Origin of the sequence: Klebsiella sp. Shm-1 (genome assembly GCF_040804525.1) — a bacterium.
In the GTDB taxonomy this organism is placed as follows: Bacteria; Pseudomonadota; Gammaproteobacteria; order Enterobacterales; family Enterobacteriaceae; genus Klebsiella; species Klebsiella pneumoniae.
In genome coordinates, this window is the sequence record NZ_CP161823.1 from 1,251,202 (window position 1) to 1,266,552 (window position 15,351).

12 protein-coding genes are annotated in these 15,351 nt (G+C 57.1%); 8 read left to right on the top strand and 4 right to left on the bottom strand.

All coding sequences use genetic code 11. The annotated features are described in order from the left end of the window. Positions 1 to 26: 26 nt before the first annotated feature. The 3 genes from qseG to glnB all read left to right on the top strand — a co-directional run bounded on the left by qseG (position 27) and on the right by glnB (position 2,441). Entirely contained in the window at positions 27 to 713 is a 687-nt protein-coding gene (gene qseG / locus AB1E37_RS06175; protein WP_002914033.1) for a two-component system QseEF-associated lipoprotein QseG, read from the top strand. Further along, complete coding sequence (gene glrR, locus AB1E37_RS06180; RefSeq protein ID WP_004149357.1) at positions 700 to 2,037, top strand: two-component system response regulator GlrR; 1,338 nt, start codon at positions 700 to 702, stop codon at positions 2,035 to 2,037. The genes qseG and glrR overlap by 14 nt, the downstream gene beginning before the upstream one ends. 65 nt (positions 2,038 to 2,102) lie before the next feature. Then, positions 2,103 to 2,441: a nitrogen regulatory protein P-II gene (gene glnB, locus AB1E37_RS06185; protein ID WP_002914032.1), complete on the top strand. Its 339-nt coding sequence runs from the start codon at positions 2,103 to 2,105 to the stop codon at positions 2,439 to 2,441. A 74-nt stretch (positions 2,442 to 2,515) separates the two neighbouring features. On the opposite strand, the gene hmpA is transcribed toward glnB, so the two are convergent. Then, a complete protein-coding gene (hmpA, locus tag AB1E37_RS06190; protein WP_004185137.1) occupies positions 2,516 to 3,706 on the bottom strand; it encodes an NO-inducible flavohemoprotein in 1,191 nt (396 codons plus the stop codon). 325 nt (positions 3,707 to 4,031) lie between these two features. On the opposite strand from hmpA, the gene glyA reads away from it, so the two are divergent. Then, positions 4,032 to 5,285 (top strand): serine hydroxymethyltransferase, encoded by a 1,254-nt coding sequence (gene glyA, locus AB1E37_RS06195; RefSeq protein ID WP_002914027.1) that lies wholly within the window; start codon positions 4,032 to 4,034, stop codon positions 5,283 to 5,285. A 55-nt stretch (positions 5,286 to 5,340) separates the two neighbouring features. On the opposite strand, the gene AB1E37_RS06200 is transcribed toward glyA, so the two are convergent. Then, on the bottom strand, positions 5,341 to 5,763 hold the full coding sequence (locus AB1E37_RS06200; RefSeq protein ID WP_002914024.1) for a DoxX family protein: 423 nt from the start codon (positions 5,761 to 5,763) through the stop codon (positions 5,341 to 5,343). A 73-nt stretch (positions 5,764 to 5,836) separates the two neighbouring features. After that, positions 5,837 to 7,033, bottom strand: coding sequence for an ROK family transcriptional regulator (locus AB1E37_RS06205; RefSeq protein WP_004214134.1), 1,197 nt, complete (start codon positions 7,031 to 7,033; stop codon positions 5,837 to 5,839). Positions 7,034 to 7,145: 112 nt separating this feature from the next. Here AB1E37_RS06205 and AB1E37_RS06210 point away from each other — a divergent pair, with 112 nt between their 5' ends. The 4 genes from AB1E37_RS06210 (at position 7,146) to AB1E37_RS06225 (ending at position 13,979) form a co-directional block, all read left to right on the top strand. Next, on the top strand, positions 7,146 to 10,421 hold the full coding sequence (locus tag AB1E37_RS06210; RefSeq protein WP_015958809.1) for a DUF5107 domain-containing protein: 3,276 nt from the start codon (positions 7,146 to 7,148) through the stop codon (positions 10,419 to 10,421). Between the two features lie 69 nt (positions 10,422 to 10,490). Next, the gene (locus AB1E37_RS06215; RefSeq protein ID WP_002914018.1) at positions 10,491 to 11,927 is read left to right on the top strand and encodes a sugar porter family MFS transporter; all 1,437 of its coding nucleotides are present in this window, start codon (positions 10,491 to 10,493) and stop codon (positions 11,925 to 11,927) included. Further along, positions 11,927 to 12,760, top strand: a complete 834-nt coding sequence (locus AB1E37_RS06220; RefSeq protein ID WP_004899867.1) for an aldose 1-epimerase — start codon at positions 11,927 to 11,929, stop codon at positions 12,758 to 12,760. The genes AB1E37_RS06215 and AB1E37_RS06220 overlap by 1 nt, the downstream gene beginning before the upstream one ends. Before the next feature lie 82 nt (positions 12,761 to 12,842). Then, positions 12,843 to 13,979: a 3-phenylpropionate MFS transporter gene (locus AB1E37_RS06225; RefSeq protein ID WP_004144329.1), complete on the top strand. Its 1,137-nt coding sequence runs from the start codon at positions 12,843 to 12,845 to the stop codon at positions 13,977 to 13,979. Here the strand turns inward: AB1E37_RS06225 and csiE are convergent. Then, on the bottom strand, positions 13,976 to 15,253 hold the full coding sequence (csiE, locus tag AB1E37_RS06230) for a stationary phase inducible protein CsiE (protein ID WP_002914002.1): 1,278 nt from the start codon (positions 15,251 to 15,253) through the stop codon (positions 13,976 to 13,978). The two genes, AB1E37_RS06225 and csiE, sit on opposite strands and share 4 nt — an antisense overlap. Positions 15,254 to 15,351 lie beyond the last annotated feature (98 nt).

Below are 15,351 nucleotides of genomic sequence, written 5' to 3' on the forward strand. Positions count from 1 at the left end.
AACTTATGAATCGATATCGGGGAACTATGTCCCAATTCCTGGCCTGGCGCCGTTCCCTCAGCGGATGGCTGCTTTCAGGCATTGCTTGTCTGACGCTGGCGGGGTGTTCCGCCGGCTTTTCACCGCATACCGCGGAAGGTACCGCCGCCCCCGGGCAGGCGCAGCATCAGGTGGCCGATTTTGTCGCGGTAGACTGCGCGGATATCTGGGCGCACAGCAGCGATGCCAGCGACAAAAATCCCCTCTACTGGCTGCGGGGCATTGACTGTGCCGATCGCCTCGCGCCGGCGCAGGCGCGGGCGGAGGCGAAACGCCATACCGACGACAGCTGGCAGGACGCGTTTCGTCGCGGCATCCTGCTTGCTGATGCTAAAATTACCCCTGAGGAGCGCCGCGACCTGGTGGCGCGTCTCGATACCTTCAGCCCGCAAATCGCCGTTCAGGTCCGCCCGCTGTATCAGCTCTGGCGCGACGGCCAGACCCGTCAGCTGCAGCTGGTGGAAGAGCGTGCCCGTTACGCTAAGCTTCAGCAGTCCAGCGATAGCGAACTGGAGACACTGCGTCAGCAGGAGCTGGCGCTGCGCGAGCAGCTGGAGCTGACCACCCGCAAGCTGGAGAACCTGACGGATATCGAACGCCAGCTCTCCAGCCGCAAGCCGGGCGGCAATTTCGGCAGCGAAAAAGTGCCGGAGGTGATCCATGACGATCCGTAAACCGGCGCGTTTACTGCTGGTGGATGACGATCCGGGACTGTTGAAGCTACTGGGCATGCGCCTGGTCAGCGAAGGCTACAGCGTGGTCACCGCCGAGAGCGGGCCGGAAGCGCTGCGCGTGCTGGGGCGTGAGAAAGTGGATCTGGTGATTAGCGATCTGCGGATGGATGAAATGGACGGCCTGCAGCTGTTTAGCGAGATCCAGAAGGGCCACCCCGGCATGCCGGTGATCATTCTCACCGCTCACGGTTCGATTCCCGACGCCGTGGCGGCTACCCAGCAGGGGGTGTTCAGCTTCCTGACCAAGCCGGTCGATAAAGATGCCTTATATAAAGCCATTGATGAGGCGTTGGAGCAGCGCTCGCCGGCCACCGACGAAGCCTGGCGCCAGGCGATTGTAACCCGCAGCCCGCTGATGCTGCGCCTGCTTGAGCAGGCCGGAATGGTGGCGCAATCGGATGTCAGCGTACTGATTAATGGCCAGAGCGGGACCGGGAAGGAGATCGTCGCCCAGGCGATCCACAACGCCAGCCCGCGTCATGATAAGCCGTTCGTGGCGATCAACTGCGGCGCGCTGCCGGAACAGCTGCTCGAATCCGAACTGTTTGGCCATGCGCGGGGCGCTTTTACCGGCGCGGTCAGTAACCGTGAAGGATTATTCCAGGCCGCTGAGGGTGGTACGCTGTTTCTCGACGAGATCGGTGATATGCCGGTTGCGTTGCAGGTGAAGCTGCTGCGCGTCCTGCAGGAGCGCAAGGTGCGCCCGCTGGGCAGCAACCGCGATATCGAAATCAACGTGCGGATTATCTCCGCCACCCACCGCGACCTGCCGAAGGCGATGGCCCGCGGCGAGTTTCGTGAAGACCTGTTCTACCGCCTCAACGTAGTGAACCTGAAAATACCGCCGCTCTCCGAACGTACGGAAGACATCCCGCTGTTGGCCAACCATCTGCTGCGTCAGTCCGCCGATCGCCATAAGCCGTTCGTGCGGGCGTTTTCCAGCGATGCAATGAAGCGGCTGATGGCCGCCAAATGGCCGGGCAACGTGCGCCAGCTGGTGAACGTGATCGAGCAGTGCGTGGCCCTGACTTCGTCGCCAGTGATCGGCGACGCGCTGGTTGAGCAAGCGCTGGAGGGCGAGAACACGGCGCTGCCGACCTTCGTGGAGGCGCGCAATCAGTTTGAGCTGAACTACCTGCGCAAGCTGCTGCAAATTACCAAGGGCAACGTCACTCACGCCGCGCGGATGGCAGGGCGCAACCGCACCGAATTCTATAAGCTGCTGTCGCGCCATGAGCTCGACGCCAACGACTTTAAAGAGTAGCTCCGCACTATAGCGCAAGTTATGATACGGTAAGCAACCGGTTACGCGATTAAGACAGGAACCCCATGAAAAAGATTGATGCGATTATTAAACCTTTCAAACTGGATGACGTGCGTGAAGCGCTGGCCGAAGTCGGCATCACCGGGATGACGGTAACGGAAGTGAAAGGCTTTGGCCGCCAGAAAGGGCACACCGAACTGTACCGTGGTGCCGAGTATATGGTCGATTTTCTGCCGAAAGTAAAAATTGAAATTGTGGTGACCGACGATATCGTCGATACCTGTGTGGATACCATCATCCGTACCGCACAGACCGGTAAAATCGGCGACGGTAAAATCTTTGTCTTCGACGTGGCGCGGGTCATTCGTATTCGTACCGGCGAAGAAGACGACGCGGCGATTTAACGCTCGCCGCTCGCTGCAGTATTGCCGGGTGGCGCTGCGCTTACCCGGCCTACAGATCCCCGCGTCGTCGGGGCTTACAGCACCTTATGCGGGCCGAAGCATTCGTAATGAATGTTGTCTTTGTTGACCCCTAATTCGACCAGCTGCTTCGCTGCAAACTGCATAAACGCTACCGGGCCGCAGAGATAATACTGCATCTGCGGGTCGCGAATATTGTCCGCCACTGCTGCTAAATCCATCAAACCTTCGCTATCAAAACGTCCAGCCTGACGGTCGGCCTCAGTCGGGGTGCGATACCAGACGTGAGAGGTAAACGCCGGCAGCGCCGCGCCGAGCGCCTTCACTTCATCGGCAAAGGCGTGAACGTCGCCATTTTCCGCCGCATGGAACCAGTTCACCTGACCCTGATGACCGCTCTTCGCCAGCGCATCCAGCATCGCCAGCATCGGCGTTTGCCCGACGCCGCCGGAGAGCAGGGTGACTGGCGTCTGCGGCTTAACGTTAAGGAAGAAATCTCCCGCCGGGGCGGCCAGATAGACCACATCGCCTTCGCTGGCATGGTTATGCAGCCAGCTGGAAACCTGACCGCCTTCCTCGCGTTTAACCGCAATGCGGTAGCCTTTGCCGTCCGCTTTGCGGGTCAGGGAATACTGGCGGATTTCCTGATATTCGAAGCCTTCCGGTTTCAGCCAGATGGCCAGGTACTGGCCAGGCTGGTAATCGGCGACCGGCTGGCCATCAACCGGTTCGAGCTCAAAGCTGGTGATAAGCTGGCTGCGCGGGGTTTTCTTCACGATGCGAAACGCGCGGGTCCCTTCCCAGCCGCCGGTTTTACTGGCGTTTTGCTGATAGATCTCGGCTTCACGGCCGATAAAGACGTTCGCCAGCACGCCGTAGGCTTTACCCCAGGCATCGAGCACTTCCTGGCCCGGACTGAACATTTCATCGAGGGTCGCCAGCAGATGGCTGCCAACAATATTGTACTGCTCCGGTTTGATCTGGAAGCTGGTGTGTTTCTGGGCGATCTTTTCCACCGCCGGCAGCAGGGCAGGCAGGTTATCGATATTGCTGGCGTAGGCGGCAATAGCGTTGAATAACGCTTCACGCTGATCGCCGTTGCGCTGGTTGCTCATGTTGAAGATCTCTTTGAGCTCCGGATTATGCGCGAACATACGATCGTAGAAATGGGCGGTTAATTTCGGGCCGGTCTCTACCAGCAGGGGAATGGTGGCTTTTACCGTGGCGATGGTTTGAGCGTCAAGCATAGCGTGCTTCCTTATGTGTTATCTTAATGATGCATTTTAAATGCATCTTAAAGAAATAACCCTGCGTTGTAAATGGTTCTTTAACACATTCCCCCGATCCAGTTACAACATGAAGAATTTGCATCACAAACCTGAAAAGAAATCCGTTGATACTGAGAGAGGCGTTATTGCTCAAAGCCTTGTGTCATGCGGAGCCAATCGTTTGCGTAAAATCCTTTGTCAAGACCTGTTATCACAGAATGATTCGGTTATACTGTGGGCCGTTGTCCAATCGGACCGCCTTTTTAGGCCGAAATTTTATTGTTAGCTGAGTCAGGAGATGCGGATGTTAAAGCGTGAAATGAACATTGCCGATTATGATGCCGAACTGTGGCAGGCTATGGAGCAGGAAAAAGTACGTCAGGAAGAGCACATCGAACTGATCGCCTCCGAAAACTACACCAGTCCGCGCGTTATGCAGGCGCAGGGCTCTCAGCTGACCAACAAATATGCTGAAGGGTATCCGGGCAAGCGTTACTACGGCGGCTGTGAATACGTCGACGTGGTTGAACAGCTGGCAATCGACCGCGCGAAAGAACTGTTCGGCGCTGACTATGCTAACGTCCAGCCGCACTCCGGCTCCCAGGCTAACTTTGCCGTCTACACCGCGCTGCTGCAGCCGGGCGACACCGTGCTCGGTATGAACCTGGCGCAGGGCGGCCACCTGACTCACGGCTCCCCGGTTAACTTCTCCGGCAAACTGTACAACATCATCCCTTACGGTATTGATGAGTCCGGTAAAATTGACTACGACGACATGGCGAAGCAGGCTCAGGAACACAAACCGAAGATGATCATCGGTGGTTTCTCCGCTTACTCCGGTATCGTTGACTGGGCGAAAATGCGTGAAATCGCTGACAGTATCGGCGCTTACCTGTTCGTCGATATGGCGCATGTGGCAGGCCTGATTGCCGCTGGCGTGTACCCGAACCCGGTTCCGCATGCTCACGTTGTGACCACCACCACCCACAAAACCCTGGCGGGTCCGCGCGGCGGCCTGATTCTGGCGAAAGGCGGTAGCGAAGAGCTGTACAAAAAACTGAACTCTGCAGTGTTCCCAAGCGCGCAGGGCGGCCCGCTGATGCACGTTATCGCGGCGAAAGCGGTGGCGCTGAAAGAAGCGATGGAGCCAGAGTTTAAAGTTTACCAGCAGCAGGTTGCGAAAAACGCTAAAGCGATGGTGGAAGTGTTCCTGAACCGCGGCTACAAAGTGGTGTCTGGCGGTACTGAGAACCACCTGTTCCTGCTGGACCTGGTGGATAAAAACCTGACCGGTAAAGAAGCTGACGCTGCCCTGGGCCGCGCCAACATCACCGTCAACAAAAACAGCGTGCCGAACGATCCGAAGAGCCCGTTCGTAACCTCCGGTATCCGTATCGGTTCTCCGGCAGTGACTCGCCGCGGCTTTAAAGAAGCGGAAGTCAAAGAGCTGGCTGGCTGGATGTGTGACGTGCTGGACAATATCAATGACGACGCGGTCATTGAGCGCGTGAAAGGTAAAGTGCTGGATATCTGCGCCCGCTTCCCGGTATATGCGTAAGCGTTAGCGTTGACATCAAAAAGGCCGCGTATGCGGCCTTTTTTGCGTCTGGAGATTAGCGGCGGTCGAGGGAGATCGCCCCGGGGCCGGTTACCGCCAGCAGCAGGAAAGCGCCGGCGATGCTGACGTTTTTCCAGAAGTTAATCATGTTCGGCAATACCGCATCGCCAGTCATATCCCAGTAGTGATGGCCAATCACCGCCGTGCCCAGGGTGTAGAAAATAAAGATGACCGCCAGCGGGCGGGTGAAAAAGCCGAGCACAATCAGAATCGCGGCAGGCACTTCCATAATGACGGCGATAATCGCCGCCAGGGTCGGCATCGGCGCGCCGGAGGCGGCCATGTACTGCACCGTACCGTCAAAGCCCAGCAGTTTGGGGTAGCCAAAAAGAATAAACAGAATCACCACGGCGATGCGGGCGATAAGCAGCAATAGAGAGCGGGAAGCGCCAAAATCAAAATAGCGGAGTGTGTTCATAATCAGCTCGTTATGAGAGACGTGTGATTTAAACGTAATACACAAATTTGCGCTCCGCCACGTTCGTTTATGACTAAACCAGCGTCTGCAATTGCTCCTCAACGTACAGATAACCTATCCCCATCAGCTGCTGGGCGCGTGTCAGCTGGCCAAAGCCAATTTGGGTGGCGTGCGCTCGCGGCGTATCCCGGTGGTCAAAGGGGTTGAAACCCGTTTGTTTGACGATACTTTCCAGCCACTGCTCACCGAAGGCGCAGCTGCGCCCGTAAAGCCATATTTGATTAATATTTAATATATTCAGGAAATTATAGAGGCTTAAGCCAATCGCGTTGGCAGCGTTATCAACCCATGCGCGAATTTGCACATCTCCCTCTTTCCAGGCCTCAATGAGCGACGCCGTGGTTAACTGCTCAGGGGAGAGCGTTGCTTCAGGCTGCGTTTTGAGCCACATTCGGGCCTGTTTTTTCAGCGCGCTGAGAGAGGCGACGGTTTCGAGGCAACCGTATCTTCCGCAGTCGCAGGCTTTGCCGTCAGGATTGACAATCGTATGCCCAATCTGCCCGCTGCCGTACAGACTGCCGCGATAAATATGATCGTTAATCACAAATGACGAGCCGATACCGTAGTCGACGTTGATCACGCAAAAATCCTGCTGTGTACCCTGATGCTGCCACTTCTCCGCCAGCGCCAGCATCACGCAGTCGTTATCCACCCGAACCTGCACGCCAAGCCGCTCCTCAAGCAGATACTTTATTTCGATCGGTGTTTTCCAGCGTGCCTGGGGCATGGTTTGTGAAACGCCGGTAATCGGATCAACCTGTCCATGCACGCCAAGGGCGAGATTGATGCTGTGCTGCGGGTAGCGGCGGTGGATATGCCGCCAGCATTCAACGATGGCCTCAAGCAGGGCCTGAGGAGTGGGCGCGTTGACCGGCAAATGCTGATGACCATCCACTGCCAGCAGGCGGGCGTCGGCAAGCTGATATTCAATGCTGGTCGGGGTGATATTCATGCACAGTGTCCAGGCGCCGTGCTCGGGGATCTGGTAGCTGCCGCTGTTCACGCCCCGTTTGCTCAAGTGTTCCGTTGAGTGACCGATCAATCCCTCGCTAAGCAGCTCGGCCAGAATATTGCTCACCGCCGGAATGGAGAGACCGGTGAGTTGAGAGAGCTGTGATTTACTGAGCTGCTTTTCCCGCCACAGATGGGAAAGAAAAATCGACTTATTGGCCTGCCGGACCCGGGCGTTATTAAAGCCAGTACGCTGCATACACTTAACTCCCTTAACTATATTGCGTGAGCATTGCGCATTTTAACAGCGAATTGGCGATATAGACTCCTGTTATTGCAACTTTTACTTCGTTTTGTTTAGTGGAGGCATCATGTACGGTTCGGTTAAGGTCTGGCAGGAAATCATTTCATTACCAACGTGGACGACGGGAGCGGAAGATCCGAACCCTATGTTTCTGGAAAAACGTGTTTATCAAGGATCTTCCGGCAGCGTCTATCCCTACGGCGTGATTGATACCCTGACCGGCGAACGCGAAATGCGCGATTATCAGGCAGTGTGGATGGAGAATGATTTCCTTCGGGTCATGCTGCTACCGGAGCTTGGCGGCCGTATTCACCGGGCATATGATAAAGTCAAACAACGTGATTTCGTCTATTACAATGAGGTGGTTAAGCCAGCCCTGGTAGGGCTGCTCGGGCCCTGGATCTCCGGCGGAATCGAATTTAACTGGCCGCAACATCACCGGCCGACGACCTTTAAGCCGGTCGATTTTTCTATTCAGCAGGGAGAAAACGGCGCGCAGACCGTATGGATGGGGGAAGCGGAGCCCATGCGCGGTTTGCAGGTTATGGCCGGGTTTACGCTCTATCCTGACCGCGCGCTGATTGAAATCACTGGCAAGATCTTCAATGGTAACGCCACGCCGCGCCATTTCCTGTGGTGGGCCAACCCTGCAGTAAAAGGCGGCGATGCCCACCAGAGTGTATTCCCACCCGATGTCACCGCTGTATTCGACCATGGTAAGCGTGATGTTTCCGCTTTCCCGATTGCCACCGGTACCTACTACAAAGTGGACTATTCTGCGGGGGTTGATATCTCCCGTTATAAAAACGTCCCGGTACCCACTTCGTATATGGCGGAGAAGTCGGATTACGATTTTGTCGGCGCTTATCATCATGACGAGCGAGGCGGGTTACTGCATGTTGCCGATCACCATGTCTCTCCTGGCAAGAAACAGTGGAGCTGGGGGTACGGGGATTTTGGCCAGGCCTGGGATCGAAATCTGACTGATGAAAATGGCCCTTATATTGAGCTGATGACCGGCGTCTTCACCGATAACCAGCCTGACTTTACGTGGCTTGCGCCTTATGAAGAGAAGGTGTTTGTGCAAAATTTCCTTCCCTACAGCGAGTTAGGGATGGTGCAAAATGCCAATACACAGCTGGCACTGAAGCTGGTTCGCGAGTCTGGGCAACTGCAGCTTGGCGTATATGCCATTGCTCCGCTAAATCATATCGTGGTTGAACTCAGCGCTGACCATCAGCCATTGTACGAAACTCAGCTGACGCTGAAGCCCGGTGAGAGCTGGCAGCAGACGCTGCCGGAAAATGGCGTCGGGCGCTTAACCCTCAAAGTGAAAACCGCCGAGAACCAGCCGCTGCTGGATTATCAGGAACATATTACCCAACAGACGCCGCTGCCCGAACCAGCTATAGCGCCCGCGTTACCGGAAGCGATCCACAATGGCGACGAGCTCTATTTTATCGGCCAGCACCTTGAACAATACAACCACGCAAGCCGCTACGCCGGGGATTACTATCGTCGGGCGGTTGAGCTCGATCCGCAGGATTATCGCAATAATGTTGCCCTCGGTACCCTGGCGTTCAACAGTGCCGACTGGGCGCTGGCGGAACAGTGTGCCCGTGCTGCGCTACAGCGCGCGCATCGTTTGAATAAGAACCCGCGAGATGGCGAAGCCAGTATGCTGCTTGCCAGCGTGCTGGAAAGGATGGGGGATGATGCAGGCGCCTGGGATCACTATTACAAAGCCTCCTGGAGCGGTAACTGCCGTGACGCCGCCTGGTGGTCGCTGGCGAGGCTGGCGATGAAGCGCGGTGATGTTGCCGATGCGCTGGAAAAAGTAAACACCAGTCTGCGGTTCAACGCCAGCAATCCTCTGGCGATGGGGTTGAAAGCGCTGGCATTAGCCAACAGTGGGCAGAAGAAAGCAGCGCTGGAGTTTATTTTCGCCTCTCTTGAGCAATACCCATTGAGCTATCCGCTGCACTGCGCGCGCTGGATGATTGAGCGGAGCGACGACGCGCGAGAAGCCCTGCTGCGCATCACGGGGCGCAGAGGGGTCAACGCCAGCCTGCTGGCGGGTTGGTTGCTCTCTATCGGACAGACGTCGGCGGTGAAAGAGGTTCTTGCGGTTCTGGACAGTCAGGAAGCGCTGCCGATGCTCTGGCGTGCGTCGCTAAGTGATGATGCCAATGAACGCCAACAGTTTATTGCCGCCGCCGAGCACTGCCATGCGCACAATGTTCGTTTCCCTAACTCACTCGATGAAGTTCAGATGCTGCAGTCGCTGGGCGACAGCGCTTTTGCCCGCTATCTACTCGGTTGCTTCTGGTACAGCAAACGTCGCTATGACGAGGCGGTGAGCTGCTGGCGCGAGACGCTCGAAAAATCTCCCGATTATGCGCCCGCTCATCGTCTGCTGGGCGTTTACTCGTGGAATAAACAGCAGGATGCAACGCAGGCGCTGGCTTATCTGCAGCGCGCCGTAGCGCTGGAGCCGGACAATGCGCGCTTCCTGTTTGAACTCGATTTTTTGCAAAAATTACTGGCCAGGCCGGTACATGAGCGACTGACGACGCTGGTGGAACGTAAAGCCGTGGTGCTGAAGCGGGACGACCTGACCGCTGAGCTGCTAAGCCTGTGGAACGCGTCCGGTCATTATGCCGATGCCGCCGCGATTCTGGATACGCGCGTATTCCATCCCTGGGAAGGAGGAGAAGGGAAAATCACCGGCCAGTATTTGCTCAATCAGCTCCATCTGGCATTACAGTTCATCGAGCGTGGGGCGTTTAAACAGGCCACGGACTGTCTGAAAGCCGCATTACGCTATCCCGACAATCTGGGGGAGGGGCGACTGCCTGGGCAAACGGACAACGATATCTGGTATTTGCTGGGCTACTGCGCAGAACAGGCTGGGGATGCGCAGCAGGCGGCGGAATATTACCAGCTTGCCCGGCAAGGGGGCTCAACGCTGGACGCCGGGCGGTACTACAACGATCAACCCGCCGATTACCTTTTCTGGCAGGGCATTGCGCTGCGTAAGAGCGGTAACCCAGCGCAGGCCGAGCAGCACTTCCGCCATTTTATCGACTGGGCCGCGCAGCATCGGGATGACGTTCCGCAAGTCGATTTTTTTGCCGTCTCTCTTCCGGACCTGGTGGTTCTCGATGTATCAGCGCAGCAGAGACATCTGCAGCACTGCTTGTTTATTGAAGCGCTGGGCCATCTGGGGCTGGGCAACGTATCCGCCTGCCAGCAGAGGATGCAGCAGCTTCTGCAAATAAATCCGGCTCATGATAAGGCGCATCTGATTCGCCATGCCCTGCAAAGCGGCATTTTTTCCTGAACCTCAATGGGCGGGCTCGGCCCGCCTGAACCCTACTGTTCCCTGCGTTTCCCTTATAGAGGAATCATTATGAACAACGCGCAGACACATCTGAAAATGGGCTACGTCTGGACGATTTGTCTGGTCGCCGCCTGCGGTGGTTTACTGTTTGGCTATGACTGGGTGGTGATTGGCGGCGCTAAGCCATTTTATGAAGCCTGGTTTTCAATTACGGACCCGGCGCAGTCCGGCTGGGCGATGAGCTCAGCGCTGTTGGGCTGTATTTTCGGCGCATTAATTTCGGGATGGTGCGCAGACAAACTGGGGCGCAAGCTGCCATTAATTCTTTCCGCCGTGCTGTTCAGCGCGTCGGCCTGGGGGACGGCGGTCGCCAGTCATTTCGATATGTTTGTGGTTTACCGCATTGTGGGCGGCGTAGGGATTGGTCTGGCTTCCGCTCTCAGCCCGCTTTACATTGCCGAAGTCAGTCCGGCAGAGAAAAGAGGGCGTTTTGTCGCGGTCAATCAGCTCACCATCGTGATTGGCGTACTGGCCGCTCAGTTAATCAATCTGATGATTGCTGAACCGGTGGAGCCGGGGGCGACGCAGCAGATGATTGTGGACAGCTGGAATGGGCAGATGGGCTGGCGCTGGATGTTCGGTGCGGAACTGGTGCCGGCGCTGGCGTTTCTGGTCCTGATGTTTTTTGTCCCCGAGTCGCCGCGCTGGCTCATGAAGGCCGGTAAACCGGAGCGCGCCCGGGCTGCGCTGGAACGCATTGGTTCTGCCGACTATGCCGACAGGATCCTGCGTGAAATCGCGCATACCCTGGAAAAGGATAACAATAAAGTCTCCTACGGCGCGCTGTTGGCTCCCCAGGTGAAACCGATTGTGATCATTGGCATGGTGCTCGCCATATTCCAGCAGTGGTGTGGGATTAACGTCATCTTTAACTACGCGCAGGAGATTTTTGCCTCGGCGGGGTTCGATATTAACAGCACGCTGAAATCGATCGTCGCGACGGGCGTCGTTAATCTGGTCTTTACCATTGCGGCGCTGCCGCTGGTGGATAAAATCGGTCGCCGTAAATTAATGCTGCTTGGCGCTTCGGGATTGACGCTGATCTATGTGCTGATCGCCGGCGCTTACGCCATGGGCATTATGGGGTGGCCGGTACTGTTGCTGGTGCTGGCGGCGATTGCTATTTATGCGTTGACCCTGGCGCCGGTGACCTGGGTGCTGCTGGCGGAGATTTTTCCCAACCGCGTACGTGGACTCGCGATGTCTTTAGGTACCCTGGCGCTGTGGATCGCCTGTTTCCTGTTAACCTATACTTTCCCGCTGCTTAATGCCGGTCTGGGCGCGGCAGGAAGCTTCCTGCTGTATGGTGTCATTTGCGCTGCCGGCTACCTCTATATCCTGCGCAACGTCCCGGAAACGAAAGGTATCACCCTCGAAGCGCTGGAAGAGCAGCTGGCGCAGCGTCATACGGGCGTGAATGCGGCGAAGCAGGAGCAGATGCGCTAATGGCGGAAGAGTGGATTCTGGAGAACGCGCATCTGCGGATGTGCGTCTCTTCTCTGGGCGGCAAAGTGCAAAGTTTATTCTCGCGGCAATATCAAGCGCCGGTGCTATATGAAAATCCCGCCGGCGGCATGTTTCCGATGCTGCCATTGGCCAATCGCGTCGCCGGCAACCGTTTTATTTTTCATGGGCAGGAGATTGTCCTGCCTCGCCACCATGCCGACGAGTATTTCTTTCTTCACGGTGACGGCTGGTTACAGCGCTGGGATATTATTGAGTACGGCGCCGAGTATTGTGTATTACAGCTGCGTCGGCAGCATGCCTGCGGTTTCGATTATCTGGCGCAGCTCCGCTACCAGTTGCTGCGTAACCAGCTGATAGCGGAGCTAACGCTTACCCACTATGGGGAGGTCCCTGCGCTTTACGGCTGCGGCTTTCATCCCTTTTTCCCTTTCGATGAACGCAGCAAGGTTCAGTTCCAGGTCAGCGGTTACTGGCCGGAAGGGGAGAATCACTTACCTCTCAACTGGCAAGGAAACTTGCCCGACTATGCCAATTTCAGCGTGGCTCAGTTCGGTGAAGATCGTTGGCTGAACGTGGGTTATTCCGGCTGGGGCGGGCGGGCGAGGGTAAGCAATGACGTGATGAATATCACAATTCTATCGCAAACTCCGTGGTTGATGCTGTTCAGAATGCAAGGTGAATCATTCCTTTGCCTCGAGCCGCAAAGCCATCCGGTAAACGCCCACAACATGGACGGGCAGCCGGGGCTGCGAGTTTTAGGCGCGGGAGAGAAGCTCAATTTTTCGCTGAAAATCATCATCGAGGGGGCATAAATAACGAGCTATCAGCAGACAAGAGCATCTTGCGCCCGCCGGGGTTTATCGCCAGACTATCGCCACCATTCGGGAGGAAATCATGGTCTTGCACTCCACGCGCTGGCTGGCGCTCAGTTATTTCACCTACTTTTTTAGCTACGGTATTTTTCTGCCCTTCTGGAGCGTCTGGCTGGCCGGAAACGGGCTGACTCCGGAAACCATCGGCATTTTGCTTGGCGCCGGTCTGGTGGCCCGTTTTCTCGGCAGTCTGCTGATTGCCCCGCGGGTGAGCGATCCCTCCCGGCTGATCGCCGCGCTGCGCGTGCTGGCGCTGTTAACCTTGCTCTTCGCGCTGGCCTTCTGGGCCGGCAGCCACGTAGCATGGCTGCTGGCGATCATCATCGGCTTCAACCTGTTCTTTTCGCCGCTGGTGCCGCTGACGGATGCTCTGGCCAATACCTGGCAAAAGCAGATCACCATGGACTATGGCCGGGTGCGGCTATGGGGCTCTATTGCCTTTGTAATTGGTTCGGCGCTGACCGGCAAGCTGGTGAGCCTGTTCGATTACCGGGCGATCCTGCTGATGCTAAGCCTGGGGGTCGCCTCGATGCTGCTCGGCATGCTGCTTAAGCCGTCGGTGATGCCCCAGGGGGAGTCGCGCCAGCAGCAGGGGGCCGGAATGGCGGCCTGGCTGACGCTGGTGCGCCAAAGCTGGCGCTTTCTCGCCTGCGTTTGTCTGCTGCAGGGAGCGCATGCCGCCTACTATGGCTTTAGCGCCATCTACTGGCAGCAGGCCGGCTATTCCGCCTCGGCGGTCGGTTATCTGTGGTCGTTAGGCGTGGTGGCGGAAGTGGTGATCTTCGCGTTGAGTAAAAAGGTGTTCCGCCGCTTCAGCGCCCGCGACCTGCTGTTGCTCTCCGCCGCCTGCGGGCTGATTCGCTGGGGACTGATGGGCTGGACCACGGCGCTGCCGGGACTCATCCTTGCGCAGATCCTTCACTGTGGCACCTTCACGGTGTGTCATCTGGCGGCGATGCGCTATATCGCCGCCCGTCAGGGTAGCGAAGTGATCCGTCTGCAGGCCGTCTACTCCGCGGTGGCGATGGGCGGCAGTATTGCCATCATGACCGTCTTCGCCGGTTTCCTCTATCAGCACCTGCACCAGGGCGTATTCTGGGTGATGGCCCTGCTGACGCTCCCGGCGATGGCTATACGGCCAAAAGCGGTGGCGGCCTAGTCCTCGAGCATGGCGCAGATATGCTGCTGCTGGCGTTCAGTGAAGTAGTTCTCCGCGTGGATCAGCGGCGGCGAAAACAGCGGCAGCGCCGTCGCATAGGGGGTGACGATAAGCGTCACCCCTTTGGGCGCACCTTCCTTCTGAAAGCGCTCTACGCTCTGGTATTTGATATTCAGCGGCAGCAGCGTTAGTTCGCGCAGCTGTTGCTCCAGGGCCTCTTCAATAGCTGGGTTGTCATCGGTTAGCAACAGCACCTGTTTCTCGTGCAGGTCGCTTTTCTGCATCAGCCAGGCGCCAAAGATCACCGCGATTAAACCGGTCTCTTCCTCATTAAAACGGATGTGCCAGGCCTCCTCGAATTCGCTCAATGCCGCCTGGGTGGTACGCAGTAAGCGAGGGTAGAGCCGGGTCACTTCCTCTGTGAGCGTGCTGTCGATGCCGATAGCAAACACGCTGCGGATCAACGCCTGCGACAAATGAATATAGAGTTGATCGCTGAGCCCCTGCTCATCACTGAACGCTCTGCCAGCGAGGATCTGGAAGCGGTGGATCAGGCCGGAGATAGCCAGCCGCAGGCGGCGATCGTGCGGGTGACCGTCGCGGACCGGGTCGGGGGTTTTGAGCAACATAAACAGCAGCGAGAGGAAAAAAGGTTCTCCGACATGGGGCGGAGCGCCGACCCGACGCTGCCAGTGGCGGACAATCTCCTGCGCCAGGGTGAACTCGGCGGCGGTTTGAGCCCAGCGTTGCTGTTCCTCATTGAAGTCCGGAGAGTATCCCCGGTGATGTTCGAGCAGACAGTACTGCAGGTACAAGCGCAGAAACTGCACGTCGCGGCAGTCAAACTGGCGATTGAGCGCCCGCGCGCAGCGGTTCACCAGCGCCTGCAGATTGGTATCATCGTATAAGGTGCGGGCAATGCCTTCCTGTTTAAGCTGCGTTTTCAGCGCCGGGGTAAAATGATGATTAACGAACTGTGGGCAGAGGCGCAGCCCCCGCCGCAGCGCATGCAGCAGACATAAACGTTGGTCGAGCGCGGCGCCTTCAATCCGATAGCTGCCGTCCACCTGTGACTGGAGGGTCAAACGGTGGTAACGCTGAATTTCGCGTCCGGTCTCCTCAATATCCTGCCGGGCCGTGGTCTCATCAACGAGGTTGATCCTGCCAAGCCGTTCAGTCGTCACCGACTGTCCGGGCAGATAAAACATCAGGAGCACCTGGCTACGGCGCTGTGGACTGGAAAGCGCAGATGGTGGTTCAATGACGGTCATCATCTGGTAAGTTCCAGTTAGGGTTTCCGCTAAGGATAGACAATGACCGCGGCGTGGGCAGGGAAGAGCGTCCGCTTTTACTCAGGATTGCTGGCGAAGTT